The following is a 25275-nucleotide window of genomic DNA, read 5'->3' on the forward strand; positions in this document are numbered from 1 at the left end:
CGGGCCTGCTGATTTTCAGGACGATCGCTCCAGGGCGGTCGTTACAGGGCGTTCTTTTCAGGGCGATCGATGCCGGGCTTTCGATCCGGGACTCTCTTTTCGCAACCCTCCGAAGGCCGGGGTTACTGGCGGTAGGCCGCCTCCTTCAGCGCGCGGATGCGGTCATCCAGCGGGGGGTGGCTGGCGAAGAGCCGCTCCATCAGGGAGCGCGTCTGGCCCTTGGTGATGGCCATGGCGCGAAGGGTGTCCGGCATCTGGTCCGGCATCTCGGTCTCGGCCTTGAGGCGGGCCAGGGCGTTGATCATGGCGCCGCTGCCTGCGAGGTGCGCGCCGGCACTGTCCGCACGATACTCCCGGAAGCGCGAGAACCAGGCGACGATGGCCGAGGCGATCACCCCGAAGACGATCTCGGCGACGATCACCACCGCGAAGTAGCCCATGAAACCGAGCCCCCCCTCGCCGTCGCTGCGGCTCTTCAGGAAGCCATCCACCAGGTGAGCGACCACCCGGGCGAAGAACATCACGAAGGTATTGAGCACCCCCTGGATCAGCGCCAGGGTGACCATGTCGCCGTTGGCCACGTGGCCGATCTCGTGGGCCAGCACCGCGCGCACCTCCTCCGGGCGCATGCGGTTGAGCAGGCCGGCGGAGACCGCCACCAGGGCATCGTCCTTGTTCCAGCCGGTGGCAAAGGCGTTGGACTGCTGGGCCGGGAAGATGCCCACCTCGGGGGTCTTGATGCCGGCGTCGCGGGCCAGTTCCGCCACGGTATCGACCAGCCACTTCTCGGTGCTGTTGGACGGGGATTCGATGATCACGGTGCCGGTGCTGCGCTTGGCCATCCACTTGGAGATGAACAGCGAGACCATCGAGCCTGCCATGCCGAAGATGAAGCAGAAGATCAGCAGGGCATTGAAGTTCATGCCCTGCTCGGTCAGGTAGCCCTCCACCCCCAGCAGTCGCAGGGTGATGCTGGCCACCACGATCACCGCCAGGTTCGTGCCCAGGAACAGCAGGATTCTCATCATTGCCGGAACTCTCCAGTCGTCAGGAAGGGGCGCCGCAATGCGCGGCTTGGACAAGCAGTTGCTTAGATACGGGCTGGCCCGCCGGGTTTCAATCGGCGAGCCAACGCTCTCGCCGGGCTACTGGCGATAGCGCGACAGGAAGCGGGCGAAGCGGTCCAGGGCATCCTCGAGCTGGTCGGCCCAGGGCAGGGTGACGATGCGCACGTGGTCGGGGTCGGGCCAGTTGAAGGCGGTGCCCTGCACCAGCAGGATCTTCTCCTGCAGCAGCAGGTCGAGCACCAGCTGCTGGTCGTCGCGGATGTTGAAGACCTTGGGGTCGAGCCGCGGGAAGGCGTATAGCGCCCCCTTGGGTCGGGTGCAGCTCACGCCGGGAATGGCATTGAGCTTCTCGACGGTGATGTCGCGCTGTGCGAGCAGGCGTCCCCCGGGCAGGATGAGGTCGTTGATCGACTGGTAGCCCCCCAACGCTGTCTGGATGGCGTGCTGGGCCGGGACATTGGCGCACAGGCGCATCGAGGCCAGCATGGTCAGCCCCTGGATGAAGTCGGCGGCGCGCTGCTTGGCGATGTTCCCGGAGAGGATCATCCAGCCGGAACGGAAGCCGGCGCAGCGGTAGCTCTTGGAGAGCCCGTTCATGGTCACCACGAGCTGGTCCTCGCCGGCCAGCGCCCCGGTGGAGACGTGCTCGACGCCATCGTAGAGGATCTTGTCGTAGATCTCGTCGGAGAACACCACCAGGTCGTGCTCCCGGGCGATCTCCAGCAGCTCGCGCACCACCGCCGGCGGGTAGACGGCGCCGGTGGGGTTGTTGGGGTTGATGATCACGATGGCGCGGGTATGGGCGGTGACCTTGGCGCGGATGTCGCTCAGGTCCGGGGCCCAGTCGGCCTGCTCGTCGCACAGGTAGTGCACGGCGTGGCCGCCCGAGAGATTGGCCGCGGCGGTCCACAGTGGGTAGTCCGGCGCCGGGATCAGCACCTCGTCGCCGTCGTTGAGCAGGGCCTGCAGCGACATCGTGATCAGCTCCGACACGCCGTTGCCGATGTAGATGTCCTCGATGCCGACGCCGGGGATCTCCTTGCGCTGGCACTCCTGCATGATCGCCTTGCGCGCCGAGTAGAGCCCCTTGGAGTCGCAGTATCCCTGGGCGGTGGGCAGGTTGCGCATCACGTCCTGGAGGATCTCCTCCGGTGCCTCGAAGCCGAACGGCGCGGGATTGCCGATGTTGAGCTTGAGGATGCGCTGGCCTTCCTCCTCCAGCCGCTTGGCGTGCTCGAGCACCGGGCCGCGGATGTCGTAGCAGACGTTTTCGAGCTTGTGCGATTTCCTGATCGGGGAGGTGTCCATGGGCGCTGAATCCAGTAATGTCCGTGTGCCGCCTCTGCCGTGGCGGGCGTCGTCTCGTCGACGACGATTATGCGGGTTCGGCGTCGTCGCCACCATCCTCGGCCGGTGCCGGTTCGATCGGGATGTCCGCCGGGGTCTCCAGGGTGAGCCGGCCGAGCTTGCCGTCGCGCAGCTCATGGAGAAGCACCTCGGCGCCGCGGTGCAGGTCGACCTCGCCCCCGGGGCGCAGGCCGCCCCGCTTGCCGGCGATCTCGGCGAGGATGGCATGGCCGTCGAAGCCGGACAGGGCGAGCAGGTCGACCCGGGACGGACCATCGGCCTCGACCTGCTCGGCCTCGGGATGGGGCGTATAGGCCGGCAGCGCCTTGAGCTTGTAGCGCGCCTTGAGCGCCTCAGGGTAGCGCCGCGCCAGCTCGGCGGCGGCGACCACGGCCACGTCGACATAGTCGATGGCGGTGTCGCGGATGGCGCCGCTGGCGGCCAGGCGGTGGGCACTGGCCTGGTCCTCGATCTTCGGCCATAGCACCCCGGGGGTGTCGATCAGCGCCACGCGTCCCCCGATGCGCACCTTCTGCTGGCGCTTGGTCACCGCGGGCTCGTTGCCGGTCTTGGCGATCGTGCGCCCGGCCAGGCCATTGATCAGGGTCGACTTGCCCACGTTGGGAATGCCCATGACCATCACCCGGACGTCGCGATCGGCGCGCACCTGGCCGGCCAGCTCATGGCACAGCTTCGGGATACGCTTCAGCTCCCGCGCCTGGGTGGTCGTCACCGCCAGGGCCCGGGTATCGTCCTGGGCATCGAAGAAGGCCGTCCACTCCCGGGTCCGCTCGGGGTCGGCGAGGTCGGCCCGCGAGAGGATCTTGAGCACCGGCTTGTGGCGGGTCAGCTCGGCGAGCATGGGGTTGGCGCTGGAGTAGGGCAGCCGGGCATCGAGGACCTCGATCACCACGTCGATCTCCGGCAGCGCCTCGAGGATCTGGCGGCGCGCCTTGTTCATGTGTCCCGGAAACCAGCCGAGCATCGAGCCTCTCCTGCATGCGCATGAATGAAAACGGCCGCCCATCATAGCAGATGGGCAGCCGTGTCAGGGGAGGGCGTTGACGGGCCGAACAGCTACTCGCCGGCGTGGAAGTCGATCGCCACCGAGTTGATGCAGTAGCGAAGCCCGGTGGTCTCCGGCGGGCCGTCGGGGAAGACGTGGCCGAGGTGGGCATCGCAGCGCGCGCAGGTCACCTCGGTGCGCCGCATGCCGTGGCTGGTGTCGGTCTGCTCCGCGACGCACTGTGGCGTGAAGGGGCGATCGAAGCTCGGCCAGCCGCAGCCGGCCTCGTACTTGTGCTCGTTCTCGAACAGCGGGGCATTGCAGCAGACGCAATGATAGATGCCGTGCTCGTCACTCACGTGGTACTTCCCGCTGAAGGCGGGTTCCGTGCCTTTCTCGCGGGTGACCCGGTACTGCTCGGGCGTCAGCTTCTCTCTCCACTCGGCGTCGCTCTTCTGGATCTTGCTGCGCATGGCCTCTCTCCTCGTCGCGTCCTGGAGCCGGTTCGGACCCGGCGCCTGTCTCCCATTCTGACACCAAGCAGGGCGGGTATTTCCAGTGGTCAGGAGCGAAAGGTCACGCGATATCAACGACCGGCGAGACGCGCTTGACAGCTTTCGGGGCGGTGGGTAATATTCGCCGCACCTCGACGAGGCGAGACATTGCGTCCCATTCGTCTAGTGGTCCAGGACACCGCCCTTTCACGGCGGTAACAGGGGTTCGAACCCCCTATGGGACGCCACTCGACTCATCAGGTACCGGAGTGCGGGAATAGCTCAGTGGTAGAGCATCGCCTTGCCAAGGCGAGGGTCGCGAGTTCGAATCTCGTTTCCCGCTCCAGCTTCCTTGCGGGGGAGTTGGGTAGGAGCTAACGGTCAGCGAGGGTCGCGAGCTGGTTTGCCAGCCCAGTCGAATCTCGTTTCCCGCTCCAGGCTTGAGGGCTCATGCGTCCCATTCGTCTAGTGGTCCAGGACACCGCCCTTTCACGGCGGTAACAGGGGTTCGAACCCCCTATGGGACGCCACCTCCAGGCAACCGGTTGTCAGACAGTGCGAGAAGACCAGGCGGGAATAGCTCAGTGGTAGAGCATCGCCTTGCCAAGGCGAGGGTCGCGAGTTCGAATCTCGTTTCCCGCTCCATTCTTCCTTCGGGTAGAGTGGATACGAGTAGGGCCTGCGAGGGTCGCGAGCTGGAACGCCAGCCCGGTCGAATCTCGTTTCCCGCTCCATGCGTCCCATTCGTCTAGTGGCCTAGGACACCGCCCTTTCACGGCGGTAACAGGGGTTCGAACCCCCTATGGGACGCCACTTCTTCAGCACGCCCTCCAGATCAGCGGGAATAGCTCAGTGGTAGAGCATCGCCTTGCCAAGGCGAGGGTCGCGAGTTCGAATCTCGTTTCCCGCTCCAAATGATTTACGCATCTCCCCGGTCAGGCCAAGGCTCGTGTCACGAGCTGGTGCGCCAGCCCGGCTGACGGCAGCCCCGTCGATCTCGTTTCCCGCTCCAGCAGTTTCCAGTCTTATCTGTCCACCCGATCCTGTCCGGGCGGGCCAATCAGTATGCCCAGACCACGGCCATCAGCACGCCCCAGGCCAGCACGCCGGTGGCCATGATGGTGTAGGTCGCCGAGAGGGCCACCACGTCGTCTTCATCGCGACTGCACAGCCCCTGCAGGCCGTGGTAGATCAGGCTGCACGAGAGGCCCAGCGCCGCCAGCACCACCAGGGCGTTGAGCAGCAGGCTTGGGATGACCAGCACCAGGGAGGCCATCCACAGCGGCAACGGGGCCATGGCGGCCAGCAGGTAGGCGTCGTGGTAGTCGATCGACAGCTCCTCCTGGCCATTGACCACCGCATGGATCAGCCAGCCCATGACGAAGAACGTCAGCAGCTCGGCCAGGAAGAGGATGGTGGTGATGAAGCGCCAGGGGCGCTCGGCGAAGCCGGTGGCGAAGTCGTTCCCGTAATGGGTGCCGGCGTAGTAGAGCATCAGCGGCGGCAGCAGCGACATCGGCAGGACCACCAGCCAGGCGAGCGACGGGATCGGGAATTGGCGCTTCTGCAGCTCCTTCCAGCCGGTGGTGCCCGAGAAGGGCAGGCGCAAGAAGGTCATGGCATTCATCGTTCTCTCCTCGTCGAATCCGAACTTTTATATCATGTTATGATATTTATTAGTCTCCCCCTCATCGTGCGTCAAGGAGTCGCCATGTCCCGTTGTCCCGGTTCCAGCCCCGAGGCACTGAGCAAGCAGGATTTCGAACGACTCTCGCATTTCCGCTACCGGCTTCGCTGCTTCCTTCGCCAGAGCGAGGATCTCTGCCGCGAGCATGGCCTCACCCCGCTCCAGTACCAGCTGCTGCTGCACCTCAAGGGCTTCGCGGGACGCGAGTGGGCCACGGTGGGCGAGCTGGCCGAGCGGCTGCAGGCCAAGCACCACGGCACCGTGGCGCTGGTCGGGCGCTGCGAGGAGGCCAGGCTGGTGGAGCGCCGCCCCGGTCGACATGACAAGCGGCGCATGGAGGTCCACCTGCTGCCCAGGGGCGCGCTCCTGGCCGAGCGGATCGCCCTGCTGCACCAGCCCGAGCTGCGCCACCTGCAGGAGGAGTTCTCCCTGCCGGGCTGGGGTCATGAGCCTTGAAGTTTGCCGGGGTGCCCCCACCTCATGCGGTTCTTTCGAGCCTTCATTTCACGCATTCACCACTCTCTCTGACGGGATCGCACATGGCCGAACCGGCACTGTCCATCCGTGGCCTGACCAAGGTCTTCGGCAATGGCTTCCAGGCCCTCAAGGGCATCGACCTCGACGTCGCCCAGGGCGACTTCTACGCCCTGCTGGGGCCCAACGGCGCGGGGAAGTCGACCACTCTGGGCGTGGTCTGCTCGCTGGTGCAGAAGACCGCGGGCCGCGTCTCGATCTTCGGCATCGACATCGACACCGACTTCCCCCGGGCCAAGTACCACCTCGGTGTGGTGCCCCAGGAGTTCAACTTCAATCAGTTCGAGAAGGTCATCGACATCGTGCTGGCCCAGGCGGGCTACTACGGAATGTCGCGTCGCGAGGCGCTGCCGCGGGCCGAGCAGCTGCTGCGCGACCTCAGCCTGTGGGACAAGCGCAACGGCAGCGCCCGCATGCTCTCCGGCGGCATGAAGCGCCGGCTGATGATCGCCCGGGCCCTGATGCACCGGCCTAAGCTTCTGATCCTCGACGAGCCCACCGCCGGCGTGGACATCGAGCTGCGCCGCAGCATGTGGGAGTACATGCGTCGCATCAACCGCGAGGAGGGCACCACCATCATCCTCACCACCCACTATCTCGAGGAGGCCGAGAGCCTCTGTCGCAACGTGGGGATCATCAACCACGGCGAGATCATCCGTAACACCAGCGTGCGGGACCTGCTGGCCGAGCTGGATACCGAGACCTTCCTGCTGGACCTGGCGCATCCCGTTGACGCGGCGCCGGAGGTCGAGGGCTTCGAGGTCACTCGGGTGGACACCGCCCAGTTGGCCGTGGTGGTGCACCGCGGACAGCGGCTCAATGACGTCTTCGAGGCACTGAGCGAGCAGGGCATGCAGGTGACGTCAATGCGCAACCGTGCCAATCGGCTGGAGGAGATGTTCGTCTCCATGGTGGAGGAGGGCAACCGCTCGATCGAAGAGCCTCAGAAGTCACGCAGGGAGGTGCGCACATGAACCCGATGCAGATCGCCATCGCCCTCTGGACCCTGTTGCACAAGGAGGTCAAGCGGTTCACGCGGATCTGGCCACAGACCCTGCTGCCGCCGTCGATCACCATGACCATGTACTTCATCATCTTCGGCAACCTGATCGGCTCGCGGATCGGCGAGATGGATGGGTATACCTACATGGACTTCATCGTCCCGGGGCTGATCATGATGGCGGTGATCACCAACAGCTACTCCAACGTGGCATCAAGCTTCTTCTCCAACAAGTTCCAGCGTTCCATCGAGGAGATGATGGTCTCGCCGATGCCCAACTGGGTGATCCTGTCCGGCTTCATACTGGGGGGCATGGCCCGGGGCCTCGGCGTGGGCCTGATCGTGACCGGGGTGTCTCTCTTCTTCACGCGGATCGAGGTGGCCCATCCGCTGCTGACGGTCTTCGTGGTGGTGCTGACCGCGGCGCTGTTTGCCATCGGCGGCTTCATCAACGCCCTGCTGGGCAAGAAGTTCGACGACATCTCCATCGTGCCGACCTTCGTGCTGACGCCGCTGACCTACCTGGGCGGGGTCTTCTACTCGATCTCGCTGCTGCCGGACTTCTGGCAGGGCGTCTCGATGCTCAACCCCATCCTCTACATGGTCAACGTCTTCCGTTACGGCTTCCTCGGGGTCTCCGACATTCCGGTCGGCTGGGCACTGGCCGCGATACTTGCCTTCATCACCGTGCTCTACGGCGTCGCGCTGTGGATGCTGGAGAACGGCAAGGGCATCAGGAGCTGACATGACCCCGACGCGACCCGACACCCTCGAGCATGCCCCCCTGGGGCGTGACGCCGCCTACCCGGAGCAGTACGACGCCGGGCTGCTCTACGCCATCCCCCGGGCCGCCAACCGCGTCCCGCTGGGCATCGAGGAAGGCGCCTTGCCCTTCGTCGGCGAGGACGAGTGGCACGCCTTCGAGGTCTCCTGGCTCAATGCCCGCGGCAAGCCCATCGTCGCGGTGGCCCGCTTCCGGCTGCCGGCGGATTCACCTTTCCTGATCGAGTCGAAGTCCTGGAAGCTCTACCTCAACGGCTTCAACCAGACCCGCTTCGAGAGCCGTCAGGCGGTCATCGACACGCTGGAACGCGACCTGGCCGAGGCGGCCGGGTCGGCGGTCTCCGTCGAGCTGTTCGACGTCGATCACGAGGCCCTCTTGCCGCGCCGCCTGCCCGGTCAGGGCCTGGACGACCTGGACATCGAGGTCACGGACTACACCCCCAGTGCGGAGCACCTGACGGTGGGGGAGGAGGTCGTCGAGGAGACCCTGTATTCACACCTGCTCAAGTCCAACTGCCCCGTCACCGGCCAGCCCGACTGGGGCAGCGTAATGATCCGCTACCGCGGGCCGAGGCTCGACCGCGAGGGGCTGCTTCGCTACCTGATCGGGTACCGCCAGCACCAGGACTTCCACGAGCACTGCGTGGAGCAAATCTTCATGGACCTGATGGCCCGGGCCAGGCCGGAGCGGTTGCTGGTGCTGGCGCGCTACGTGCGTCGTGGAGGGCTGGACATCAGCCCCTGGCGCGCCACCCCCGGCGAGCGCCCGCCGTCCCCCCTGCGTTTGTCGAGACAGTGAGGCGAGACAGTGATCGGCGAGGCCGCCGCCCCGGCACGACAGTAGGGCGGTCAGCTGGTAGAGTTTCGAGAAATATTCTCGTCTGATCGTAGCCAAGGGAGGCACTCAATGGACGCGCTGACGCTGCTGCACGAACGCAGCTCCATGGGCAAGCTGATGGGCCCGCCGCCGAGTCCCGAACAGCTCGAGGCGATCTACCGGGCGGCCCTTCGCGCGCCGGACCACAAGGAGCTTCGCCCCTGGCGCTTCATCGAGTTCTCCGGCGAGGGCCTCTCGCGCCTCGGCGAGCTGTTCGCCGAGGCGGAGTTCCGAGAGGACCCCCACGCGGGCGACGCGGCCCTAGACGCGGCCCGCAAGAAGCCGCGGCGGGCCCCCATGATCATTGCGGTGATCGCCAGGGTCTCGCCCGACGTCCCCAAGGTGCCGAAGATCGAGCAGGTGATCTCGGCCGGCTGCGCCGCCCACGGCATCCTGCTCGCCGCCCACGCCCAGGGGCTCGGTGCCATGTGGCGCAGCGGCAAGTATGCCTTCGACCCCACGGTGCGCAAGGGCCTGGGGCTTGCCGAGGACGACGAGGTGGTGGCCTTCCTCTACCTGGGCACCCCGGGCGGGCGCCACAAGCCGCTGCCCGAGCACGACATCGAGGCCTTCGTGGAACGCTGGGACTGACCATGCGCCAGATCGGCATTCCCCACCCGCGCCTGCCACTGCCCTCCCCCGGGGGGAGGACGACCTGGCCGAGTTCCTCGCCTGGCTCGGCGATGCCATCCCCATGGTGGCCGCCCTCGGCATTCGCGAGATGCGCCGGGACGGCGATCGCCTCAGCTGGCAGCTGGCCCTCGCGCCCAGCCTCAACGACAAGGGCACCGGCTTCGGCGGCGCGCTCACCGCCCAGACCACGCTGCTGGGCTGGTGCTGGACCACCCTATGGCTGCGTCGTCACGGGATCGACCGGGACGTGGTGGTCGCCGAGGCCACCCAGCGCTTCCTGGCGCCGGTGACCGGCGACTACCGCCTGGTCTGCGAGCCCGAGGCAGAGACCGGCCCCGAGTCCCTGGCCGGTCGACTCGAGCAGCGTGGTAAGGGGCGCATCGCTCTCGTCCAGCGGCTCTGGTGCGGCGACACCCTCTGCCTGGAGGCGCGGGGCGACTATGCCGTGCTGCCCGCCGGCTGAGCGGGCGATCAAGGGAAAACGGCTTGCAATCGCGCACTTAAGTCGATAACATGTGCGCCGTTCTGGAGGAGAAGGCACGGCACAGTCCGAGCCTGTCGACTCGAGAACCACAATGCGGAGGGGTGTCCGAGTGGTCGAAGGAGCACGCCTGGAAAGTGTGTAGGTCGAAAGGCCTCGAGGGTTCGAATCCCTCCCCCTCCGCCACTTATTTAAGAAAACCAGCCTCTTACGGCTGGTTTTTTCGTTTACCCGCCTAAGTACCCGCCTATTACGAAACGCTGGGCCATGGCTGGATCTCATCCTAAAGTCTATATAAGCACGTTTGTAATTCTATACATGGACACAAAACACCATTAGGCCATATCATTCTTGCAATGTTTATTTGCTGAATGAGATGGAATGCTATGGGGTTGAATGATCGTGTAATAGCCCTTCGGGAAAAAAGGCTTAAGAAAAATGGCGTAGCTGTTCCAGATAAGCTTCAAGGGGTTACAAAAGAAAAAATAGAAGAGGTGCTGGTCAAGCTAGATTTAGGTGATAAGAAAGATATGGTTGATGCTGTATTTGCTCTTATCGATAATGAGACTGAAAATTTATATACAACGGCTCCTGAGGGGGCGAAATTTTGTGAAGGCGCCTCAACAGCTAGGGTCGCATGTCATATCGGAATACTGCAAAGAGGGCAAGGAAAGATTGACCGCGAAGGTCGCGATCACTGGATCAAGCCTTTAAGAGAGCTTGGAGCAATAGAAGCAATAACTCTTTATGAAGGTCAGTTCATTCCGGGACATCTCCCCAAAAACCCAAACTGTTGCTACCGTCTTGAAAGTGAGTTTGTATCAATCTTGAAGGCTCCTGATGGGCAATGGCAGAGGATGCTTTCAGAGTGGTTTAAGCGCGATGCCATCCGGGGGCGGCGTCAATTTCAAGCAGAAGCAGCTGAGCTTGCGAGAGAGTCAGTTGAAAATGGTCACTCTGATTTGATAGCGGCATCTAGAGACATATATTCAAAAAGATTCCTTCCTGGATATCATGTCATTTATATAGATGACGGGGATGGAGATAGAATCTCAGAAAAAGAACGAGAAACCCTCGGCGAAGCCGGCATTGATATTACTTTAGAGGATGCAATGCCCGATGTTCTTCTATGGAACCCAGATACAGATTGGTTGTGGGTAATCGAAGCCGTCACCAGTGACGGTGAAGTGGATAACCACAAAGTAAATCAAGTCCAGCGTCTTGCAAATCGTTGCGGTAAGGCTGGGGTTGGTTTCACTACTGCCTATCTAACGTGGAAAGAAGCAGCATCACGACAAGGTCCGCATGGAAACATTGCTGTTGGCACATATATTTGGATTCAGGCGGACCCAGCCAAACAGCTTTTGGTTGAGTCCTATCAATAGATCAGACTAACAGCGTCTCAACTATTTCATCAATTTCTTCCTGAGGGGGTAGTTCGTCACCGATGCGGCGGCCTACCTCATCAAGCCGTTCTACCGTTGGGTAGTGCAAGTTTCGGAGGTCGGTGGCGTTCACCTGAGTATGCCCGCTAAACTGCCGGAAATACTGGTCAACAGCGGTAGAGTTGAAGAATAACAGCAAGCCTTTCGCAAGGGCTCTGTCCAATCCCTTTCCGTCAATGTGAAAGTAGTTGAGGTGATTTTCAAAACCGACTTTTTCGGCGTCGACCCGCTCAGGATCATAGATGGTGGCTACCAGTCGGCGCTTCTCCTCCTTCGATGAGAAGCGCTTGGTGAGCACATAAATCCCCTTTGGCACCATCAGTTTGGCCGTATCGTCGTTGTCAGCTAATGCGTTCGCCTTCTTGCCGCCCAGCTTAGGCCATGAAACATAACCGTTATCAAAGTGACTCGGGTAAATCAGCGGAACCGTTCCGGGCTCTGGGTCCTTTCTCAGGTGCTCACGTGCCCTGAAATCGACAACGCGGCCGGTTGATACCTTGATTCCCAAATCGGCCAATGAATGAGGAAGTGCCCGAACCCGGATTGCTAGGGTGCCGTCTTCCTCAGATACCGCCAGCCGGATGTAACAGTGCTTGTCATTCGGAACCACTACCTCGTTAAACGGTATTTCGCGTGACGTCGGGTTCAAGTCAGCAGGGCTGTGACTTGATGAAATGGTTATTGTCTCTGCTTGCGGCTCCCCGCTCACCAGTCGATAGATGATATTTTCTTGAAGAACATCATCTTCCTTAAATGCGTGCTTACGGGAGTCGTAAACGTGAACATGACAGAGAGAAGCACGCTCAAACATTAGGCGTCGGAACGGCTCAAAATAGGTTCCATTGCAAAAGCTGCGTGGAGTAATCGCTACTAGCTGCCCTTGATCTTCAAGCTGAAGCAACGCTACGGCAACGAAAGCGGTGTAGAGATTGGTTGTTTCAATGCCCATCTCCCTGAGCGCCCGGCGGGTAGTCGAGTTGCTATTGATTTTCGCGTAGGGCGGATTGAGTATGGCGCAATTGTACTGATTCGGGGTGGCCTGCTCGGCCAGCAATGGCTCCGCAGCGTTAAGGATATAATCCTCGCTAATCACCCGGAAAGTGAAGGCAATCCCTGCCACGCGGCACTCGGATTCACAGTCACTTAAAGTAGCCTCTAGTTGCTCCCTCAGTACTGGGTCGACTTCGAATGCTGTCAGGTCGATACTTCGAACATAAGGGCGATTTTGGCAAACTTCATGAACAAAGGCAGCGCTTAAAGAACCGACTCCGGCCCCAGCATCTAACAATTGAATATCTTCGGGCAACGTGTCGAACATCTGTGACATAAACGTTGCTACCGGCGCGGGGGTCATGTACTGCCCTAGCTTGCTGCGACGTTCAGGGTCGAGGGTCGGCGATACGGTCTTTCTGCGGGTATCCGCTTGGCTCAAAGCTGTCAGGAGCTGGACTGGTTCTTGGGCTAAGGTCATGAGTTCTCTACAAGTAACTGTGCCACATACAAGTTTCAGGGTTTTTGTTGAGCTATTATCGCCTTTATGGTGCGGCCTCGGCTACCGAAAAGAGGTCCCCGGAGCCCTCCGGCCCGGCTGAGGATAGGGCGTGACGCCTCCGGGCTTTCGGCTTCGCGGGGACCAAGGCGCGCCATCACGGCGCGCTACTACCTCACGGCAGCACCACAAGTGCTCGGTTACTCCTCGCCCTCCGCTTCGGCGGCGGCCTGACGGCTGAGGGCGAGGGAAAGGTTCATCAGTGGATCGGCTTTGCCGCGCACGAACTCACGATCAGCGGCAACGGCGGTCTTGTAGGCCAGCCGGACGCCTTCGAGTTTCGCATTCACTCGGGCATGGACCTCGCCCAGCACGCGGGCGGCCAAGTCTGCGACCGGGAAGGGGCGGCGGTCCCGGGTCCGGCGGTCGATCACCGTAGCGACAGCGGCGGCCAACACCACATCCCCGGACATGACGGCCTGACGGGCGGCGGTTTCGAGTTCGACCGGCCCGGCCCCTTCGAGCTGCTGCTGGTACTGGGTCCGCTTCGGCTCGCCCAAGGCAACGCGCCCAAGCATCATCGCTGGCGTCACGCAGACGGCGGCGACGGCTTCGGCCTCATCGGAATAGGCTTTCAGAGCGCGCAGCAGCTCGGCACGCTCGCCTTCGGAGCTGGCAAGCAGCGAGCGGCGCATCTCTGCAATCTTGTTGGCGGCGTTCTTATTGGCGAAGGAAGCGGCGGCGGCCCGGTCCTCGGGGCTGGCGTCGGCAACCATCGCTTCGGCGTCGCGGGAATACTTGTCCCGTGCCTCGGCAAAGGTCGCTTGGAGCTTGTCGAGCTTGCGGTGGAAGGCGGTGGCGGCTTCGGTCGCGCGGTCGCTTAGACGTTGTACGTTGTCCTCGCTCAGGCTCACCCCGGACGGGACGTTGTCGAAGTCGATGCGCTTCTTGGCGGTGTTCGCTGTGGTAGGCATGGGGCTGTTCCTCAGACCAGTGTCGTCATGATCCCGGGAGGTCTGGCCCTGATGCTCTGTAGCGGGGCTGTTCCCGGCCTGTGGTGACGCGCGGTATCGCGTCACGTTACCGGGAAGAATAGCTGTCACGCTGTGGAGCGGTCTACCATAAATACTTGTATATCAATATCTTACCTTACTTTTTAGGGGTACATATCAGCGCGCCCGGCTCCGTCGGGTCTGGCTTACAGGAGGCGACCCAGCGCGGCTCAAAGGTGCGGCGGCGGTCGGTTCGCACCGCCTCCCGGGCGGGCCTTTCGGTGGCCTGCCGTAAGGCTGGCGAGAATGTGCCGATTTGCGCGCGCTTGATCGTATCCAGCGCAGAGTACCGGGGTGGCTCCTGGGCTGCGGCTACGGTGGCGAGAATTGGCAGAACCACCAAGGCGAGTATCCGGCGCATGGTCTATCCCTCCCGTCAGATGTAGATCACCCGGTTGCCAGTGTCGGGCAGCCGTGACGGCGCGCTGTTGAAGTCGCTGACCCGGACCGGCCCCTGCGACGCCCCGGCGATCAGGTATGAGGTGGCATCCAGTAGGTGGTCGTTGGCAGCGGTGTCCACGTCCTCCGGGTTCCTCGGGTCCCGGGGCAGCGCTGGGACAGTGGCCAGCCAGTATCGGCAGCGCGAGGCCACGAAGAACTCACCGTTGACCATCAGCGACTTGAGGTGCTCAAAGCGGGGCACCCGCGCGCCCTTCTTGGCAGGCGATACCCGGACCCCTGCGGCCCGGAACAGGTCGGCAATTGACGCCTCGGCGCGTCCCGCCGTCCGGGCTTCGGCGGCGGAGTCGATCAGGCCCCGGGCGCGCATCCGGCTGCGGGCGGCCATTGCGTGGAGCGCGGGCGCGATCTGCCCAGGTGTCCGGCCCGTCCCCCGGCTGATGTTGTTGGGGTCACACTCGAAGTGCTCGTCATAGATCACCCATGACCCGCGCGGCATCACCCGGTCATCGCTCAAGCGCACGTCATAGGCGAGGCGTCCGCCCAAGACAGAGGCGCAGGGCGCGGCACTCCCCCAGTCAATCGACACCTTCAGCGTTGAGAACATCTCCGGCGGGACCTCGTGATGATCGAACACGGCGCGATCCGGGAACCAGATGCCCCCGAAGTAATCGCCCACGATGGCCGACCAGTCGCCGTGACGGTGTGCCTTGTACAAGGCCGGGTCGGTATGGCGCAGCACCTCGAAGTTCTTGCGGTATGGCTCCGGCAGGTGCGGGTTATCGTCCACCGTCGAAGGAGCATAGACCCATTTCTGGTCCGCGAACTCGAAGGGGGCGAACGGGTCCCGGCCCGTGACATAGCGTTCAGCCAGTGCCGAGTGGTTGGCCCCGCCAGGGTTGCCCGCCAGAATCATCCGCAGGGGCACGCCCGGCGCACGCAGCGTCAGCGCCAGCGAGTCGATCACCGGCAACTCCGGCCCTTCGCCCGCTTCATCGACCACGATCAGCGAGAAGGACATGCCCTGGACGGTATCTTGTAGGGCGGCGCTCGACTCGCAGTGCGTGAGCTGGATGGTTGCGCCGTTAGGGACCCTGAAGATGTTGTCGTTGAGGTTGTAACTCACCCCGGAGCCGTAGGCCGACCGCAGCAGGCCGCGCAGCTCCTCGGCGAACTGGAGCAGCGACTTCAACCGGCGGCGCGTCACCAGGACCCGAGCGCGGTGGCGGTACTGGTTACAGTGCCTGAGGATGAGAAGCTGGAGGGCGAAGGACTTTCCGCCACCCCGGCCACCGCCCAGGAAGATGAAGTGATCTTCCGGGATGCTCAGCACCGTAGCTTGGAAGGGTGTCGGGCGGATGACGGTTTCACTGGTCGTGCTGGACATTGATGACCCTCCCATAATCCTCGGGGCTGAGGGCAGCATTTATCTGGATCAGGACACGCGGGGCGTCGTCTCCGTTGCCGTCGCCTTTGTTGATCTTGAAGACGCGATCCGCCAACCATTCGGCGGCACGCTCGGAGCCTTCGGCCAGCATCTTGTTCTTCATGAAGGCGACAATCTCACCGGCCCCATCTGCGCGGCCTTCTTCGAGGGCCAGAGCCAGCGGTGATAGCTCGCCTTCCTCGCTGTCTTCCTTGAGCTTCTTCCATTGGGCTGGGGATAGCCCAAGGGTCCGGCGGATCGTGTGTTCTCGCACGCCCTCGGTGGCGAGTTCACGAGCAATGTCGAGGGCTTCGGACGGCAGGACCGGGAGCGCGGCCTGCTCCTTCTTGGTCAGTGCTGTTCTACGTCGCTTGGCTTGCATTCCAAGTCCCTCTTGATCCGGTAGATGGCGGCCTTGCCGACGTTGGTGAGGGTTCGTACCCGATGCGGGCAAACCCCGGCCTGTAGCAGGGCGGCAACGCGATTTTCCTTGCTGGGCGATAGCCGGGGCGCACCGATCCGCTTGCCCTTGGCCTTCGCCTTCCGGTATCCCCGGCGGGAACGCTCGCTCATCATTGCTTTGTCGAAGTCGTTGAGTGCACCGAGCAGCGATAGGGCCAGCTGGCCTGCCGGGTTCGTGGTGTCGAGGGCAAGGTTGTCGATGTAGACGGCCACCCCCAGCGTCTCGAACTCCCGGAGGAGGCCGAACAGGTGCTTCAGCGAACGCCCAAGGCGGTCGAGGGAGACGGCTGCCACCATGTTGGTCTTACCGTCGAAGGCGAGTTGGGAAAGCCGGTCCAGCGCAGGACGCGCGGCGTCTGCCTGAAGGCTGCGGGTGTTGTCGTCGGCGAACTCGCCCACGATGGTATGGCCTTCGAAGGCGGCCCAAGCGCGTAGGCGGTCGAGCTGGTCACTCAGGGGCGGGTCGGCATCGGTGCTGACCCGGGCATACAGGGATACATTGGCCATGCTGGCGCTCCGCATATCGGTTGATATGCCGGTCTATTCTAGCGCCCGGAACACATACGAAGAAGCCTTTTAGGCGGGTAGAAAGGTGGGTAAGACTAGGGGATTGCCTATAATTCCAAAGGGGTATGGGCCAGCGGCGGAGCGGTACTCCGCCGAACTGCTGTAGCTTGTACAACCGGCCCGGTCGTGGTGGTCTGCCCAGCAGGGCGGCGGTGCGGGCGGCCCTCAGCCCAAGGGAGGCGGCAGCCGTCGGGCGTAACTGGGGTAACGCGACGTAACGCGGAATCAGCAGACCGCGTTACGTCGCGATCCCACGTCCCTACTGGCTTTCCCTTCTTTTAGTAACGCGGTAACGGGAGATATAGGGAAAAGACTACAGAGAGGAGGAGCCGTAACAGGACCCGCTAGCGCGCCCTGGGCGATATTCACGGGGGCTCTATATACGGGCCGGGTAACGGCGTTTCCCGCGTTACGCGTTACGTCCCCCTTGGAAATCATGCGGAAGCCCACGCCGCTCGTGGACTCTCAGCGTAACGCTGACCGCGTTACGTTCGGCCAGAAACGACAACGGCGAGGTTGCCCCCGCCGCCGTCTCTGGTCCAAAGCCCACGATTCTGCTCAGAACGGGCATCCGCCACCGCCTTCGGATACAGTCAGCCCGGGGGGCGGGCCTTCGCCATCCCAGACGTAGATACGGCACACTTCACCATCGAGGCGAACAGCACCCTTTTGTGGCTTCCAGCCCAGCGCGGTCATCGCCTCCTTGACCTTTCGGGGCATCGTTCCGTTGCGATCCTTTGCCGGTATCGCCAGCCAGTCATAGACCGCCGACGTTTTGATGATCCACTGGCCTTTCCATGTCTGGATACCTTCGCGGAGTCCTTCGAGGCTTTCGATGAATCCTTCATCAACCACCCGCCGCCGGTCTTGCGCGTTCTTCGCCAAGGCCGACGCCTCCGGCCCAAGCAGCAGGCTGTACGTTCCGGCGCGATACCGCGCCAGCGCCTCGGCAAACAGTTGGTTCCTCGCAGTGGCCAGCCCTTCGAGGTCTACCCGGGTCACTTCCACCGGCCAGAAGCGGCGGTTGCCCGCCGGGTCGAGCAGGAAGCGGTCCTCATTGGTCGTGCCGCCCAGGATGAACCGCCGGGGCATCGTCACTGGGCTGCGCGCATAGGCGGGGCGTCCGGTATCAACTTGGCGCGTGATGGTGGCGCGCAGAGTGTTCACGTCCCGCTTGGCGATCCCATCCAGCTCCGCGCATTCCAGAATCCAGACACCCGCCGTCACCTCCAATACCTCTCGGGTATCGCGGGCGTGGAGAAACGGGGCATCAGAGAAGAACTCATCACCGGCCAGAATCCGCAGCGCGGTCGACTTGCCGACGCCTTGCGCCCCCATGAGCACCAGCATCTGGTCGAACTTCGCCCCCGGCTCGAAGGCGCGCACGATGGCGGCCACGAGCCAAGCCGCCCCGGCCTCCCGGGTGTAGGCGTTTTCCTCCGTGCCGAGATACCGGGTCAGCCAGGTATCGAGGCGCGGTGTTCCATCCCACGGCGGCAGAGCTTGGATATGGTCGATCAGCGAGTCAAAGCGGTTCTCCGTACACAGCGAAAGAACCGCCTTGTTCACGTTCACATCGCCCGGATCGAAGCCGAACCGGCGGATGATCTCATCACGCAGGATGCGCTCGGCGTGGTCGGAGAAGTCCCCGCTGAACTCTTGTAGCTCGTGGGCACCAATCAGGTTCCGGTCGCGGAATTTGTCGTGCCGACATTCCACGGACATGAGCTGTAGCGCCGTCCTTGTATTCCAGTAGCTGGGTTGTGGCTCGCCCTCCTTGTTCACCCTGTCCCATGTCAGGACCCTGCCGCCTGGCAAGGTCCCGGCGGCCCCGTTACCCTTGGCCACTTCGGCATAGGCGCGATTGACTTGACGCTCAACGTACCGGAGCTTGTCACCCTTCTGCGCGTTGACATGCTCATAGAAAGCGCCGTTGTTCTTGTCGAGGAGCAACCCGGCAACCAACTCCCTGGGCGCGCCTACCCGGGCGAGGTGGCAGGTGACGGCAAACACCATGTCACTGCGGTCACCGTCGTATTTTGAGGCGTCGCCGGTCGTCACTAGCGCCAGCGCCCAGTCGTCAATGGTCTTTCTGTTCGCATCGGCCCACGCAGTCAACTCCGCCGTTCCTACGGTCAAGGGTATCGAGGTGTCAGCGATCCTCCACCCATCTGCTCCGTTAGCGGTAGGTATGGCAGACGGTGCAGGCTTCGCCGTGACCTTCAGCCGGTCGAAGTCGTCCAGTTGATAGCGCGTCCCTTCCCAGCTCAGGAGGCGGGCGACCGTCGGGACGCGGCCCTTGCTCGCCTTCTTCCGGTTCGGCAGGTTGACGGTCCCCGGAAGCCGCATCAGCCGGTCGCAGTTGTGGCAAGAGTCAGCGCGGAAGGCCAGCTCAAGGCCCCGGTTATAGGCTTCGCCATCTGCCCAAGGCTCCGGCGCGGCCTCGCTGGGCGTGTCGATGGGCAACGGGTCGGCCAGCAGCCAGAACGCTTGAAAGCCGCCACCGCTGTCGATCACCACCGACGGGGCCGGGATACCCTCGGGCAGGTTGTCGCTCAGCATTGCGGCGATCCGTTGGCGTTCCTCCTCGAAGTCCTCGCCAGCCGCCGGGTCAATGTCCACATGGAACGCGCGAAAGGCGGCCATGTCCGGCTTCTTGGGCTTCGAGGTGCGGCGGCCCCGAGTCGCGTTCACGTGGAAATATAGATTCTTGTGTCCCTGCCGGTCGTCGATCCACGCGGCGGCCTTCTCCTCCTCGCTGGGCTTGAAGGTGGCCGTTTCGGTCTTGCCGTCCGGCACTATGGCAGTGAGGCACCAGCTTGTATCAGGCGACCATCGGCGAAGGAAGTCGAGCGCAGCGGCGGTGTCGTGTTGAGTCGCGGTCATACGTCACCCCCTTCCAACAGAAACAGGGGGCAGCGGTAGCCGTCGGTGTTCTCATACTCGCCGTGTTCGTTCGGGGCGGGAGGTTCGGCAGTCCCGTCCATCACGTCGCAGCAGTGGCGGAGGGTCCGCATGTGCTGATAGAAGCGGGGCGGCTTGGGGCCGAGCTTCGCCTTGATTTGGGCGGCGTTATCGACCAGACGCCCCAGGTAGTCGAGGACGAAATCAACAAGATGCTGATTGCCTTCCTCGCTCGCGTCGGCACCTACCGGGTAGACCTTGGAGGCGTCGAGTTGAAGAATCAGAGCGACGTAGCGCGCCCGCTCGAACTCTGGCACCGCTTTCGGCGCTTGGTTGGTGTTTTTCATGGGGACGCCTCCTCAACGCTGGTTCGACTGCTGGGCGTCAACCCATGCGTCAATCTCGTTGAGGTCCCAGACTGTCACGCGCGGCCCGATCTTGCGGCTGCGAGGGAAGTCAGGGCGTTCAGCGGCCCAGCGCCAGACCGTAGCGATGCTCACTTCCAAATACTTGGCGACTTGGCGTGGCCGGGCTTGGCGGCGTTCTTGGCGACGGGCAAGCTCAGCTTTGGCAGCTGCTTGCAGCTCTTCGAGAGAAGGAGTCTTGGTTGCTTGTGTCATGGTAGCGGGTCCTGTTCATCGGCCCGCGCGCCCAAAAACAAAATAGGGAAGCGCGAGCCATTGGCTCGAACGCTTCCCCACATCACGTGAAGATTCAGGAACTCCGGCGAGGTGGTGCATCACGCAACCTGGAAAGGCCCCTCGCGTTCATTCCCTAGCTGGTGCTGGAAATGTTGTCCGGCTTGAGCTTCTCAAGCCTCGGATAATATCGTAGCGCCTTGCGGCATCGTCGTCTAGCCACAATTCTTTGTATATCAGTCGATTACTTTACTTTTTAGGGTCGCAGTACTCGGCCCATTCGGCCATAAGTCCCTGACGCTTCTCGAACAGGTCGCCCCGACGGTAGGCTGCCTCAGCCTTGTTCTTGATCGTGTGCGCCAGTGCCATTTCCACCACCTCGTTGGGGTACTCGGACACCTCTGCGGCCCAGTCTCGGAACGTCGAGCGGAAGCCATGCGGGGTGATGATCTTGTCTTGCTTTGGGTCCATGTAGCCTTTGCCCCCGGCCTTCACCTTGGCGTCATGCATCCGCTTGATTACTGCCTTCATCGCTTGGTCAGACATGACCCCACCGCGTGGGGCCGGGAATACCAGTTCAGTGCCCTTGAGCCGGGGGAGGTCCCGGAGGAGCTGGACAGCGGCATCGTTCAGCGGCACCCGATGCTCCTTGCCCGCTTTCATCCGTTCAGCGGGCACGGTCCATACCTTCTCCTCAAGGTCGATTTCTGCCCAGGTCGCCTCGCGGGCTTCACCAGATCGAGCGGCGGTCAGGATCACAAATTCCAGCGCACGGGCGGCGAGGGCTTCTCGCTTGCGGAGGTCGGCCATGAAGTCGGCGGCCTTCCCATAGGGGAGTGCTGGGTGGTTCTTCTTCGGTTTGACCTTGGTCGGCTTCGCCAACATCGTGTCGAGGTGGCCTTTCCAGCGGGCAGGGTTCTCTCCCTCGCGATACTTCCGAGCGGTCGCCCAGTCCAGAATGACCTCCATGCGTTGGCGTACTCGGGTCGCGGTTTCGGTCTTGGTGGTCCAGATTGGTTCGAGGACGGCCAGAATGTGCGGCGTGTCGATGTCGCTGAGGCGGACTTCTCCCAGCTTGGGGGAAGCGTATGTCTTGAGCGTGTTCTCCCACTGCTGGCGATGCTTCGCGTTCTTCCACTCGCTTTCTTTCGCCGCGATGTACTGGGTGGCGGCCTCCTCGAAGGTGATTGATCGGGCCTGCTCACCAGCCAGGGCGCTTCGCTGGGCCTTGCGGTGTTCAACCGGATCGATGCCTTGGGTAAGTTGGTCGCGTATCTCTCGGGCCTTCTCTCGGGCCAGCTTCAGCGTCACCGTCGGATACCCGCCCAAGCCGACCTCACGGCGCTTCTGTTTGCTTCCAGGTGGCCCTGGGACGGTGTATCGCAGCAGCCATGACTTGCCGCCCGCCGGGGTGACTTGGAGACTGAGGCCGGAGACGCCCCCGACCGGATAGCTCACGGGGAGGCGCTGGCCGGGCTTCGGCCCCAGTCGCTTCACCGCAAGGTCTGTGAGTTCCTTCGCTACTCGCGGCATGATATACCCGCCTTCTTACCCGCCTAAGATTCTACTATCTTAGACGATTCCGTAAGACGACGCTAGACGATAGATTCCACCAAGATATTGATGTTACTTGGCTTTACGCTACGTCTCGCGATGGAATAAGACGCTAACACCGGGGACTCCCCCTCCGCCACGAATATCGAGAAAGCCGCTGATCCGTCAGCGGCTTTTTGCTGTCTGTCCCTTTCTGTCCCTCTCACTTAGGCTCTATGTGTCACTGTTAGGTGATGGGGAAAATCACGGGGATGAGAAGTACGAGGCTCACGAATCTTAGATGTCCAAGGTTATTGATTCTGACGGGCCCGGGGGGGTAGGAGGACCACGTCGCCGAGATGGCCCTGGCTCACTCTATCAAAAATCACGTCGAGGCCGCTTATCGTCGTGGCGACCTGCTGGAAAAGTGCTTCAAGCTGATGCAGCAGTGGGCCGACTTTCTGGCTATCGCCCCAGCCCAGGTCGAGAACGTGGCCCCGATCCGTGATAACAAGGTGACCGCCGAGTAGCCTGCGCCGACGCCCACTTTGGCTGGCTAGGGCCGATCACCCTAAAGCATGGCCACTCCACCATGCCCGCCAGCCGCCAGCCGCCAGCCGCCAGCCGACTGCTGCTTTGCCGGCCATATCAGCGGCCCCGCAAGTGCCACGCATAGGCAGAAGATCAAGATGGGGTTGCCCTGGGCGCGACCCGCGAGGCCAGCCGTCTGCTGGCCAGCCTTCGAGCGGTGCGGGTCGAGCGCATGCTCGCCGACCCGGACATCTACCTGGTGGTGCTCGACGAGATCACTTTAATGCTGAAGTTCGGCTACCTGGACATCGCCAATGTTTGGGTATTCGCGGAATGACCAGGAAATCTAGCTGGGCCTAAGTTCGCTGGCGGTGCCGTTGTGGGATGCGCGCGGGCGCATGGTGGCGGCGCTGAACACCATCTTGGCGGCCCCCACGAAGCAGCGACCTCTCTGCTGACCGCATATCTGCTGCCCTTGCAAAAGGTGCAGGACGGGCTGTGACGGGTGCTGTAGCCCTATTTCAGGGCGATATAGGTCTCGGGGTCCAATGTGGCCGCCCGTACGGCAACGTGAGTTCCGCTGACCTCGGACAGAATTTGGCGTATCCGGTCACATACTGCGCGCAGTTTCTGCGGTGTTCTGTCGGATTTGGGCAGGATCATGATTTCGGCATTGATCAAAGGCTGGTCCGGTAGCCCCAGAACAGCCACTATCGCCAACTGGCAAGCCTCCATCGGGACTGCTAGTTCCCGACACAACATGTCACGTAGGTCGGGCAAGACGCCCGCCATCTGTCGGTGGTGCTCCGTTTGGATCGACTCATCAACATAGATTTTCAGGTTTGGCATAGGGCCTCCAAGGGGGGCGGGGCGCGACGGGAGGGACGCGCCCCGCGGCGGATCAGGCGGTTGTATCCCCCTCCGGGACCATTACGAAGTCAAAAGGGGAGCGCCAGATCGTGTCGCCGTCATTCACATGTTCGAACGGCGCGACCAGAGTTTCCTTGACCCCGAACACCGCGTCGTCGTTGATGTAGCCATCATCGCCCACGAAGGTATGCGTCACGATCCTCTGATAACCCGACGCGGTGACCAGATAATGCATATGGGCAGGGCGGTAGGGATGGCGCCCCAGCGCGGTCAGCATCTTGCCCACCGGACCGTCATCGGGAATGGGATAGCTGACAGGCTTGATCCCATAGAAGCGATAGGTCCCGTCTTTGCCGGTGATGAACCGCCCGCGGTTGTTCCACTGCGGCTGAATATCGGGCTGCTGCACGTCATAGAACCCATCTGCATTGTCGCTCCAGACATCGACGCAGGCCCCTTCGATCGGCTCACCATGCAGGTCGATAACGCGCCCCTCATAAAGGCAGCGTTCGCCCTTGCCATCCAAGCTGATATTGTCACCCATCTGACGGATCGGGGCATTCAGCACATGGAAAGGGCCATACACGGTGTTTTCGGTGGCCCCCGGCGGGCGGCGGTTGTTGATTGCATCCACCAGCATGGAAAAGCCCAGAACATCCGACAGCAGGATATATTCCTGCCGCACATCCGAGCAGATTTGCCCGGTCTTCGTCAGGAACTCCACGGCCAGGTCCCATTCTTCCTGGGTCAGCTCGATATCCTTGGCAAAGGAGTGCAAGTGGGTGATTAGGCTGGCCATCACCTGCTTCAGGCGAGGGTTGATGTCATCCCCCATCCGGGCTTGGACCGCCTCGACAGAACCCTCTTCGGTAAAATACTTCGTCATCTTGGTTCCTCCATAAGGATCGCGCGTTCATTGCGTGATCCGCAGCCCTGATGAGCGCTGCCTCAGGTGATTTTAGATGATGCGGTATTGATCTGCGCTTGTCTCATGAATTACGTGATGTGGAGATGACGTCCAGATTCTTCTCGGGGGGATCGGTCAGCCAGGCAGCCAAAGTGCCTGGACTCGGCCGACCGACAGGATCACTCCGATCGACGGCCCACAGCAGCCAGATGCTGTAATCGGCTGACCAGCCGAGGAAAAAGTCGTACGCGATACAGAGCTCGCGAATCTTCGGATTCAGCGGTAGCGCGCGGTGGATTGAAGTCCTCCCGCTCGCCGATCACCTCGCCGGTGGTCGAGATGACGATGCTGCGCTTCTCCGCGAAGCAGTAGTGGTAGCGCTTTATCTCGCCCCAGGTGACCGGCCGGCCGCCGCTTTCCCGAAGGTGGTCGCGGGCCTTCTGACCCGTCGTTAACGGCCAGCCCTAAAAGAGCCGTCATTGACGTTCCGTGTCACTCGTCGTCCTTGATGAATCGGTCCGGCAGGTTTTCGTCGCTGCCAGCCAGCCCGAAGGTAGCGCGCGGTGGATTGAAGTCCTCCCGCTCGCCGATCACCTCGCCGGTGGTCGAGATGACGATGCTGCGCTTCTCCGCGAAGCAGTAGTGGTAGCGCTTTATCTCGCCCCAGGTGACCAGCCGGCCGCCGCTTTCCCGAAGATGGTCGCGGGCCTTCTGGCAGGCGGCCGCCAGGCGCTCCTCCCAGGGCAGGCGCCAGAAGTCGATAGGAAACCTCAGCCGCCGGAAGTGCTCGGTGAAGGCCATGGCGAAGATCGGCGTGCCGGGGCCGCGCACATAGTCGGTATCGGCGAACAGCCAGTGGCGAAAGGCCGCGCGGTCCTCGGCCAGACGGTCGAGCACGGCGGCGATGGCGGGCCCGGCGTCGGCGTCGGGAATGCCCACGCAGCGACAGAGCGCCTCGAGAAAGCCGCGTTCGCCGTACAGGGCGTCGCGATGCGCTCGCTCCAGGCCCATGTAGGGGCCCTCACGAAGCCGCTGGTAGTGGGCCAGGGCATCGGTGTCCGCCGGGTCGTAGCCCAGATGGGCGAGCACGTCCTCCGGGCGGAGATGCTGGGTGCGCAGTCGCAGTTCCTGGATCAGGTCCAT

General features: G+C 62.6%; 24 protein-coding genes, 7 tRNA genes and 2 pseudogenes. 16 read left to right on the top strand and 17 right to left on the bottom strand.

Annotated elements, in window-relative coordinates:
- Positions 1-122 precede the first annotated feature (122 nt).
- The 4 genes from htpX to msrB form a co-directional block, all read right to left on the bottom strand.
- Positions 123-1028, bottom strand: coding sequence for a protease HtpX (gene htpX, locus BOX17_RS13035; protein ID WP_071945235.1), 906 nt, complete (start codon positions 1026-1028; stop codon positions 123-125).
- 117 nt (positions 1029-1145) lie between these two features.
- Positions 1146-2375 (bottom strand): pyridoxal phosphate-dependent aminotransferase, encoded by a 1230-nt coding sequence (locus BOX17_RS13040; RefSeq protein ID WP_071945237.1) that lies wholly within the window; start codon positions 2373-2375, stop codon positions 1146-1148.
- A gap of 67 nt (positions 2376-2442) precedes the next feature.
- The gene (ylqF, locus tag BOX17_RS13045) at positions 2443-3399 is read right to left on the bottom strand and encodes a ribosome biogenesis GTPase YlqF (RefSeq protein WP_071945239.1); all 957 of its coding nucleotides are present in this window, start codon (positions 3397-3399) and stop codon (positions 2443-2445) included.
- Positions 3400-3491: 92 nt separating this feature from the next.
- Positions 3492-3893 (bottom strand): peptide-methionine (R)-S-oxide reductase MsrB, encoded by a 402-nt coding sequence (gene msrB, locus BOX17_RS13050; protein WP_071945241.1) that lies wholly within the window; start codon positions 3891-3893, stop codon positions 3492-3494.
- Between the two features lie 193 nt (positions 3894-4086).
- Between msrB and BOX17_RS13055 the strand changes: the two genes are divergently transcribed.
- The 6 genes from BOX17_RS13055 (at position 4087) to BOX17_RS13080 (ending at position 4827) form a co-directional block, all read left to right on the top strand.
- Positions 4087-4162: transfer RNA gene (locus BOX17_RS13055), tRNA-Glu, on the top strand.
- A gap of 23 nt (positions 4163-4185) precedes the next feature.
- Positions 4186-4260 (top strand) — tRNA-Gly (locus tag BOX17_RS13060).
- 108 nt (positions 4261-4368) lie between these two features.
- Positions 4369-4444: transfer RNA gene (locus BOX17_RS13065), tRNA-Glu, on the top strand.
- A 40-nt stretch (positions 4445-4484) separates the two neighbouring features.
- Positions 4485-4559, top strand: a tRNA-Gly gene (locus BOX17_RS13070).
- Positions 4560-4651: 92 nt separating this feature from the next.
- A tRNA-Glu gene (locus tag BOX17_RS13075) sits at positions 4652-4727 on the top strand.
- Positions 4728-4752: 25 nt separating this feature from the next.
- Positions 4753-4827, top strand: a tRNA-Gly gene (locus BOX17_RS13080).
- Between the two features lie 147 nt (positions 4828-4974).
- Here the strand turns inward: BOX17_RS13080 and BOX17_RS13085 are convergent.
- Positions 4975-5541 carry a YIP1 family protein gene (locus BOX17_RS13085; protein WP_071945243.1) on the bottom strand — a complete coding sequence of 189 codons (567 nt, stop codon included), beginning with the start codon at positions 5539-5541 and terminating at the stop codon, positions 4975-4977.
- Between the two features lie 84 nt (positions 5542-5625).
- Between BOX17_RS13085 and BOX17_RS13090 the strand changes: the two genes are divergently transcribed.
- From BOX17_RS13090 to BOX17_RS13125, 8 genes and pseudogenes are all read left to right on the top strand, one after another.
- The gene (locus BOX17_RS13090; protein ID WP_071945245.1) at positions 5626-6057 is read left to right on the top strand and encodes a MarR family winged helix-turn-helix transcriptional regulator; all 432 of its coding nucleotides are present in this window, start codon (positions 5626-5628) and stop codon (positions 6055-6057) included.
- An 83-nt stretch (positions 6058-6140) separates the two neighbouring features.
- Positions 6141-7109: an ABC transporter ATP-binding protein gene (locus BOX17_RS13095; RefSeq protein ID WP_071945247.1), complete on the top strand. Its 969-nt coding sequence runs from the start codon at positions 6141-6143 to the stop codon at positions 7107-7109.
- Entirely contained in the window at positions 7106-7879 is a 774-nt protein-coding gene (locus BOX17_RS13100; RefSeq protein WP_071945249.1) for an ABC transporter permease, read from the top strand. Before BOX17_RS13095 ends, BOX17_RS13100 begins: the two co-directional genes overlap by 4 nt.
- 1 nt (position 7880) lies before the next feature.
- A complete protein-coding gene (queF, locus tag BOX17_RS13105; RefSeq protein ID WP_071945251.1) occupies positions 7881-8717 on the top strand; it encodes an NADPH-dependent 7-cyano-7-deazaguanine reductase QueF in 837 nt (278 codons plus the stop codon).
- A gap of 108 nt (positions 8718-8825) precedes the next feature.
- Complete coding sequence (locus BOX17_RS13110; RefSeq protein ID WP_071945253.1) at positions 8826-9386, top strand: nitroreductase family protein; 561 nt, start codon at positions 8826-8828, stop codon at positions 9384-9386.
- Between the two features lie 2 nt (positions 9387-9388).
- Positions 9389-9891 (top strand): annotated as a pseudogene (locus tag BOX17_RS13115) (YiiD C-terminal domain-containing protein).
- A gap of 116 nt (positions 9892-10007) precedes the next feature.
- Positions 10008-10095 (top strand) — tRNA-Ser (locus BOX17_RS13120).
- 200 nt (positions 10096-10295) lie between these two features.
- Positions 10296-11294: a BsuBI/PstI family type II restriction endonuclease gene (locus tag BOX17_RS13125; RefSeq protein ID WP_071945255.1), complete on the top strand. Its 999-nt coding sequence runs from the start codon at positions 10296-10298 to the stop codon at positions 11292-11294.
- Position 11295: 1 nt separating this feature from the next.
- On the opposite strand, the gene BOX17_RS13130 is transcribed toward BOX17_RS13125, so the two are convergent.
- From BOX17_RS13130 to BOX17_RS13170, 9 genes are all read right to left on the bottom strand, one after another.
- The gene (locus tag BOX17_RS13130) at positions 11296-12825 is read right to left on the bottom strand and encodes an Eco57I restriction-modification methylase domain-containing protein (protein ID WP_071945257.1); all 1530 of its coding nucleotides are present in this window, start codon (positions 12823-12825) and stop codon (positions 11296-11298) included.
- A 218-nt stretch (positions 12826-13043) separates the two neighbouring features.
- Positions 13044-13817: a hypothetical protein gene (locus BOX17_RS13135; protein ID WP_071945259.1), complete on the bottom strand. Its 774-nt coding sequence runs from the start codon at positions 13815-13817 to the stop codon at positions 13044-13046.
- Positions 13818-14271: 454 nt separating this feature from the next.
- Positions 14272-15681 (bottom strand): PBSX family phage terminase large subunit, encoded by a 1410-nt coding sequence (locus tag BOX17_RS13140; protein WP_071945261.1) that lies wholly within the window; start codon positions 15679-15681, stop codon positions 14272-14274.
- Positions 15662-16102: a hypothetical protein gene (locus BOX17_RS13145; RefSeq protein ID WP_071945263.1), complete on the bottom strand. Its 441-nt coding sequence runs from the start codon at positions 16100-16102 to the stop codon at positions 15662-15664. Before BOX17_RS13145 ends, BOX17_RS13140 begins: the two co-directional genes overlap by 20 nt.
- The gene (locus BOX17_RS13150; RefSeq protein WP_071945265.1) at positions 16072-16689 is read right to left on the bottom strand and encodes a recombinase family protein; all 618 of its coding nucleotides are present in this window, start codon (positions 16687-16689) and stop codon (positions 16072-16074) included. Before BOX17_RS13150 ends, BOX17_RS13145 begins: the two co-directional genes overlap by 31 nt.
- A 618-nt stretch (positions 16690-17307) precedes the next feature.
- Positions 17308-19635, bottom strand: a complete 2328-nt coding sequence (locus BOX17_RS13155) for a VapE domain-containing protein (RefSeq protein ID WP_071945267.1) — start codon at positions 19633-19635, stop codon at positions 17308-17310.
- Positions 19632-20000 (bottom strand): hypothetical protein, encoded by a 369-nt coding sequence (locus tag BOX17_RS13160; protein ID WP_071945269.1) that lies wholly within the window; start codon positions 19998-20000, stop codon positions 19632-19634. The genes BOX17_RS13155 and BOX17_RS13160 overlap by 4 nt, the downstream gene beginning before the upstream one ends.
- A 12-nt stretch (positions 20001-20012) precedes the next feature.
- The gene (locus BOX17_RS13165; RefSeq protein ID WP_083582162.1) at positions 20013-20273 is read right to left on the bottom strand and encodes a helix-turn-helix transcriptional regulator; all 261 of its coding nucleotides are present in this window, start codon (positions 20271-20273) and stop codon (positions 20013-20015) included.
- 267 nt (positions 20274-20540) lie between these two features.
- Positions 20541-21824 carry a tyrosine-type recombinase/integrase gene (locus BOX17_RS13170; RefSeq protein ID WP_071945271.1) on the bottom strand — a complete coding sequence of 428 codons (1284 nt, stop codon included), beginning with the start codon at positions 21822-21824 and terminating at the stop codon, positions 20541-20543.
- 359 nt (positions 21825-22183) lie between these two features.
- Here BOX17_RS13170 and BOX17_RS13175 point away from each other — a divergent pair, with 359 nt between their 5' ends.
- Both BOX17_RS13175 and BOX17_RS16850 read left to right on the top strand, forming a co-directional pair.
- Positions 22184-22354: a hypothetical protein gene (locus BOX17_RS13175; RefSeq protein ID WP_208858067.1), complete on the top strand. Its 171-nt coding sequence runs from the start codon at positions 22184-22186 to the stop codon at positions 22352-22354.
- A gap of 227 nt (positions 22355-22581) precedes the next feature.
- Positions 22582-22674: pseudogene (locus tag BOX17_RS16850) on the top strand (cob(I)yrinic acid a,c-diamide adenosyltransferase); the annotation flags it as partial.
- Between the two features lie 197 nt (positions 22675-22871).
- Here the strand turns inward: BOX17_RS16850 and BOX17_RS13180 are convergent.
- The 3 genes from BOX17_RS13180 to BOX17_RS13190 all read right to left on the bottom strand — a co-directional run bounded on the left by BOX17_RS13180 (position 22872) and on the right by BOX17_RS13190 (position 25275).
- Complete coding sequence (locus tag BOX17_RS13180; RefSeq protein WP_083582163.1) at positions 22872-23204, bottom strand: hypothetical protein; 333 nt, start codon at positions 23202-23204, stop codon at positions 22872-22874.
- A gap of 52 nt (positions 23205-23256) precedes the next feature.
- Positions 23257-24111: a dioxygenase family protein gene (locus BOX17_RS13185; protein WP_071945273.1), complete on the bottom strand. Its 855-nt coding sequence runs from the start codon at positions 24109-24111 to the stop codon at positions 23257-23259.
- A 513-nt stretch (positions 24112-24624) separates the two neighbouring features.
- Positions 24625-25275 (bottom strand): hypothetical protein, encoded by a 651-nt coding sequence (locus BOX17_RS13190; RefSeq protein WP_071945275.1) that lies wholly within the window; start codon positions 25273-25275, stop codon positions 24625-24627.

Source organism: Halomonas aestuarii (genome assembly GCF_001886615.1).
GTDB lineage: Bacteria > Pseudomonadota > Gammaproteobacteria > Pseudomonadales > Halomonadaceae > Halomonas > Halomonas aestuarii.

What these genes read in the sequence shown, in the direction of transcription:
- htpX (WP_071945235.1), bottom strand. Translation starts at nt 1,028, where the DNA reads ATGATGAGAATCCTGCTGTTCCTGGGCACGAACCTGGCGGTGATCGTG.
- BOX17_RS13040 (WP_071945237.1), bottom strand. Translation starts at nt 2,375, where the DNA reads ATGGACACCTCCCCGATCAGGAAATCGCACAAGCTCGAAAACGTCTGC.
- ylqF (WP_071945239.1), bottom strand. Translation starts at nt 3,399, where the DNA reads ATGCTCGGCTGGTTTCCGGGACACATGAACAAGGCGCGCCGCCAGATC.
- msrB (WP_071945241.1), bottom strand. Translation starts at nt 3,893, where the DNA reads ATGCGCAGCAAGATCCAGAAGAGCGACGCCGAGTGGAGAGAGAAGCTG.
- BOX17_RS13085 (WP_071945243.1), bottom strand. Translation starts at nt 5,541, where the DNA reads ATGAATGCCATGACCTTCTTGCGCCTGCCCTTCTCGGGCACCACCGGC.
- BOX17_RS13090 (WP_071945245.1), top strand. Translation starts at nt 5,626, where the DNA reads ATGTCCCGTTGTCCCGGTTCCAGCCCCGAGGCACTGAGCAAGCAGGAT.
- BOX17_RS13095 (WP_071945247.1), top strand. Translation starts at nt 6,141, where the DNA reads ATGGCCGAACCGGCACTGTCCATCCGTGGCCTGACCAAGGTCTTCGGC.
- BOX17_RS13100 (WP_071945249.1), top strand. Translation starts at nt 7,106, where the DNA reads ATGAACCCGATGCAGATCGCCATCGCCCTCTGGACCCTGTTGCACAAG.
- queF (WP_071945251.1), top strand. Translation starts at nt 7,881, where the DNA reads ATGACCCCGACGCGACCCGACACCCTCGAGCATGCCCCCCTGGGGCGT.
- BOX17_RS13110 (WP_071945253.1), top strand. Translation starts at nt 8,826, where the DNA reads ATGGACGCGCTGACGCTGCTGCACGAACGCAGCTCCATGGGCAAGCTG.
- BOX17_RS13125 (WP_071945255.1), top strand. Translation starts at nt 10,296, where the DNA reads ATGGGGTTGAATGATCGTGTAATAGCCCTTCGGGAAAAAAGGCTTAAG.
- BOX17_RS13130 (WP_071945257.1), bottom strand. Translation starts at nt 12,825, where the DNA reads ATGACCTTAGCCCAAGAACCAGTCCAGCTCCTGACAGCTTTGAGCCAA.
- BOX17_RS13135 (WP_071945259.1), bottom strand. Translation starts at nt 13,817, where the DNA reads ATGCCTACCACAGCGAACACCGCCAAGAAGCGCATCGACTTCGACAAC.
- BOX17_RS13140 (WP_071945261.1), bottom strand. Translation starts at nt 15,681, where the DNA reads ATGTCCAGCACGACCAGTGAAACCGTCATCCGCCCGACACCCTTCCAA.
- BOX17_RS13145 (WP_071945263.1), bottom strand. Translation starts at nt 16,102, where the DNA reads ATGCAAGCCAAGCGACGTAGAACAGCACTGACCAAGAAGGAGCAGGCC.
- BOX17_RS13150 (WP_071945265.1), bottom strand. Translation starts at nt 16,689, where the DNA reads ATGGCCAATGTATCCCTGTATGCCCGGGTCAGCACCGATGCCGACCCG.
- BOX17_RS13155 (WP_071945267.1), bottom strand. Translation starts at nt 19,635, where the DNA reads ATGACCGCGACTCAACACGACACCGCCGCTGCGCTCGACTTCCTTCGC.
- BOX17_RS13160 (WP_071945269.1), bottom strand. Translation starts at nt 20,000, where the DNA reads ATGAAAAACACCAACCAAGCGCCGAAAGCGGTGCCAGAGTTCGAGCGG.
- BOX17_RS13165 (WP_083582162.1), bottom strand. Translation starts at nt 20,273, where the DNA reads ATGACACAAGCAACCAAGACTCCTTCTCTCGAAGAGCTGCAAGCAGCT.
- BOX17_RS13170 (WP_071945271.1), bottom strand. Translation starts at nt 21,824, where the DNA reads ATGCCGCGAGTAGCGAAGGAACTCACAGACCTTGCGGTGAAGCGACTG.
- BOX17_RS13175 (WP_208858067.1), top strand. Translation starts at nt 22,184, where the DNA reads ATGGCCCTGGCTCACTCTATCAAAAATCACGTCGAGGCCGCTTATCGT.
- BOX17_RS13180 (WP_083582163.1), bottom strand. Translation starts at nt 23,204, where the DNA reads ATGCCAAACCTGAAAATCTATGTTGATGAGTCGATCCAAACGGAGCAC.
- BOX17_RS13185 (WP_071945273.1), bottom strand. Translation starts at nt 24,111, where the DNA reads ATGACGAAGTATTTTACCGAAGAGGGTTCTGTCGAGGCGGTCCAAGCC.
- BOX17_RS13190 (WP_071945275.1), bottom strand. Translation starts at nt 25,275, where the DNA reads ATGGACCTGATCCAGGAACTGCGACTGCGCACCCAGCATCTCCGCCCG.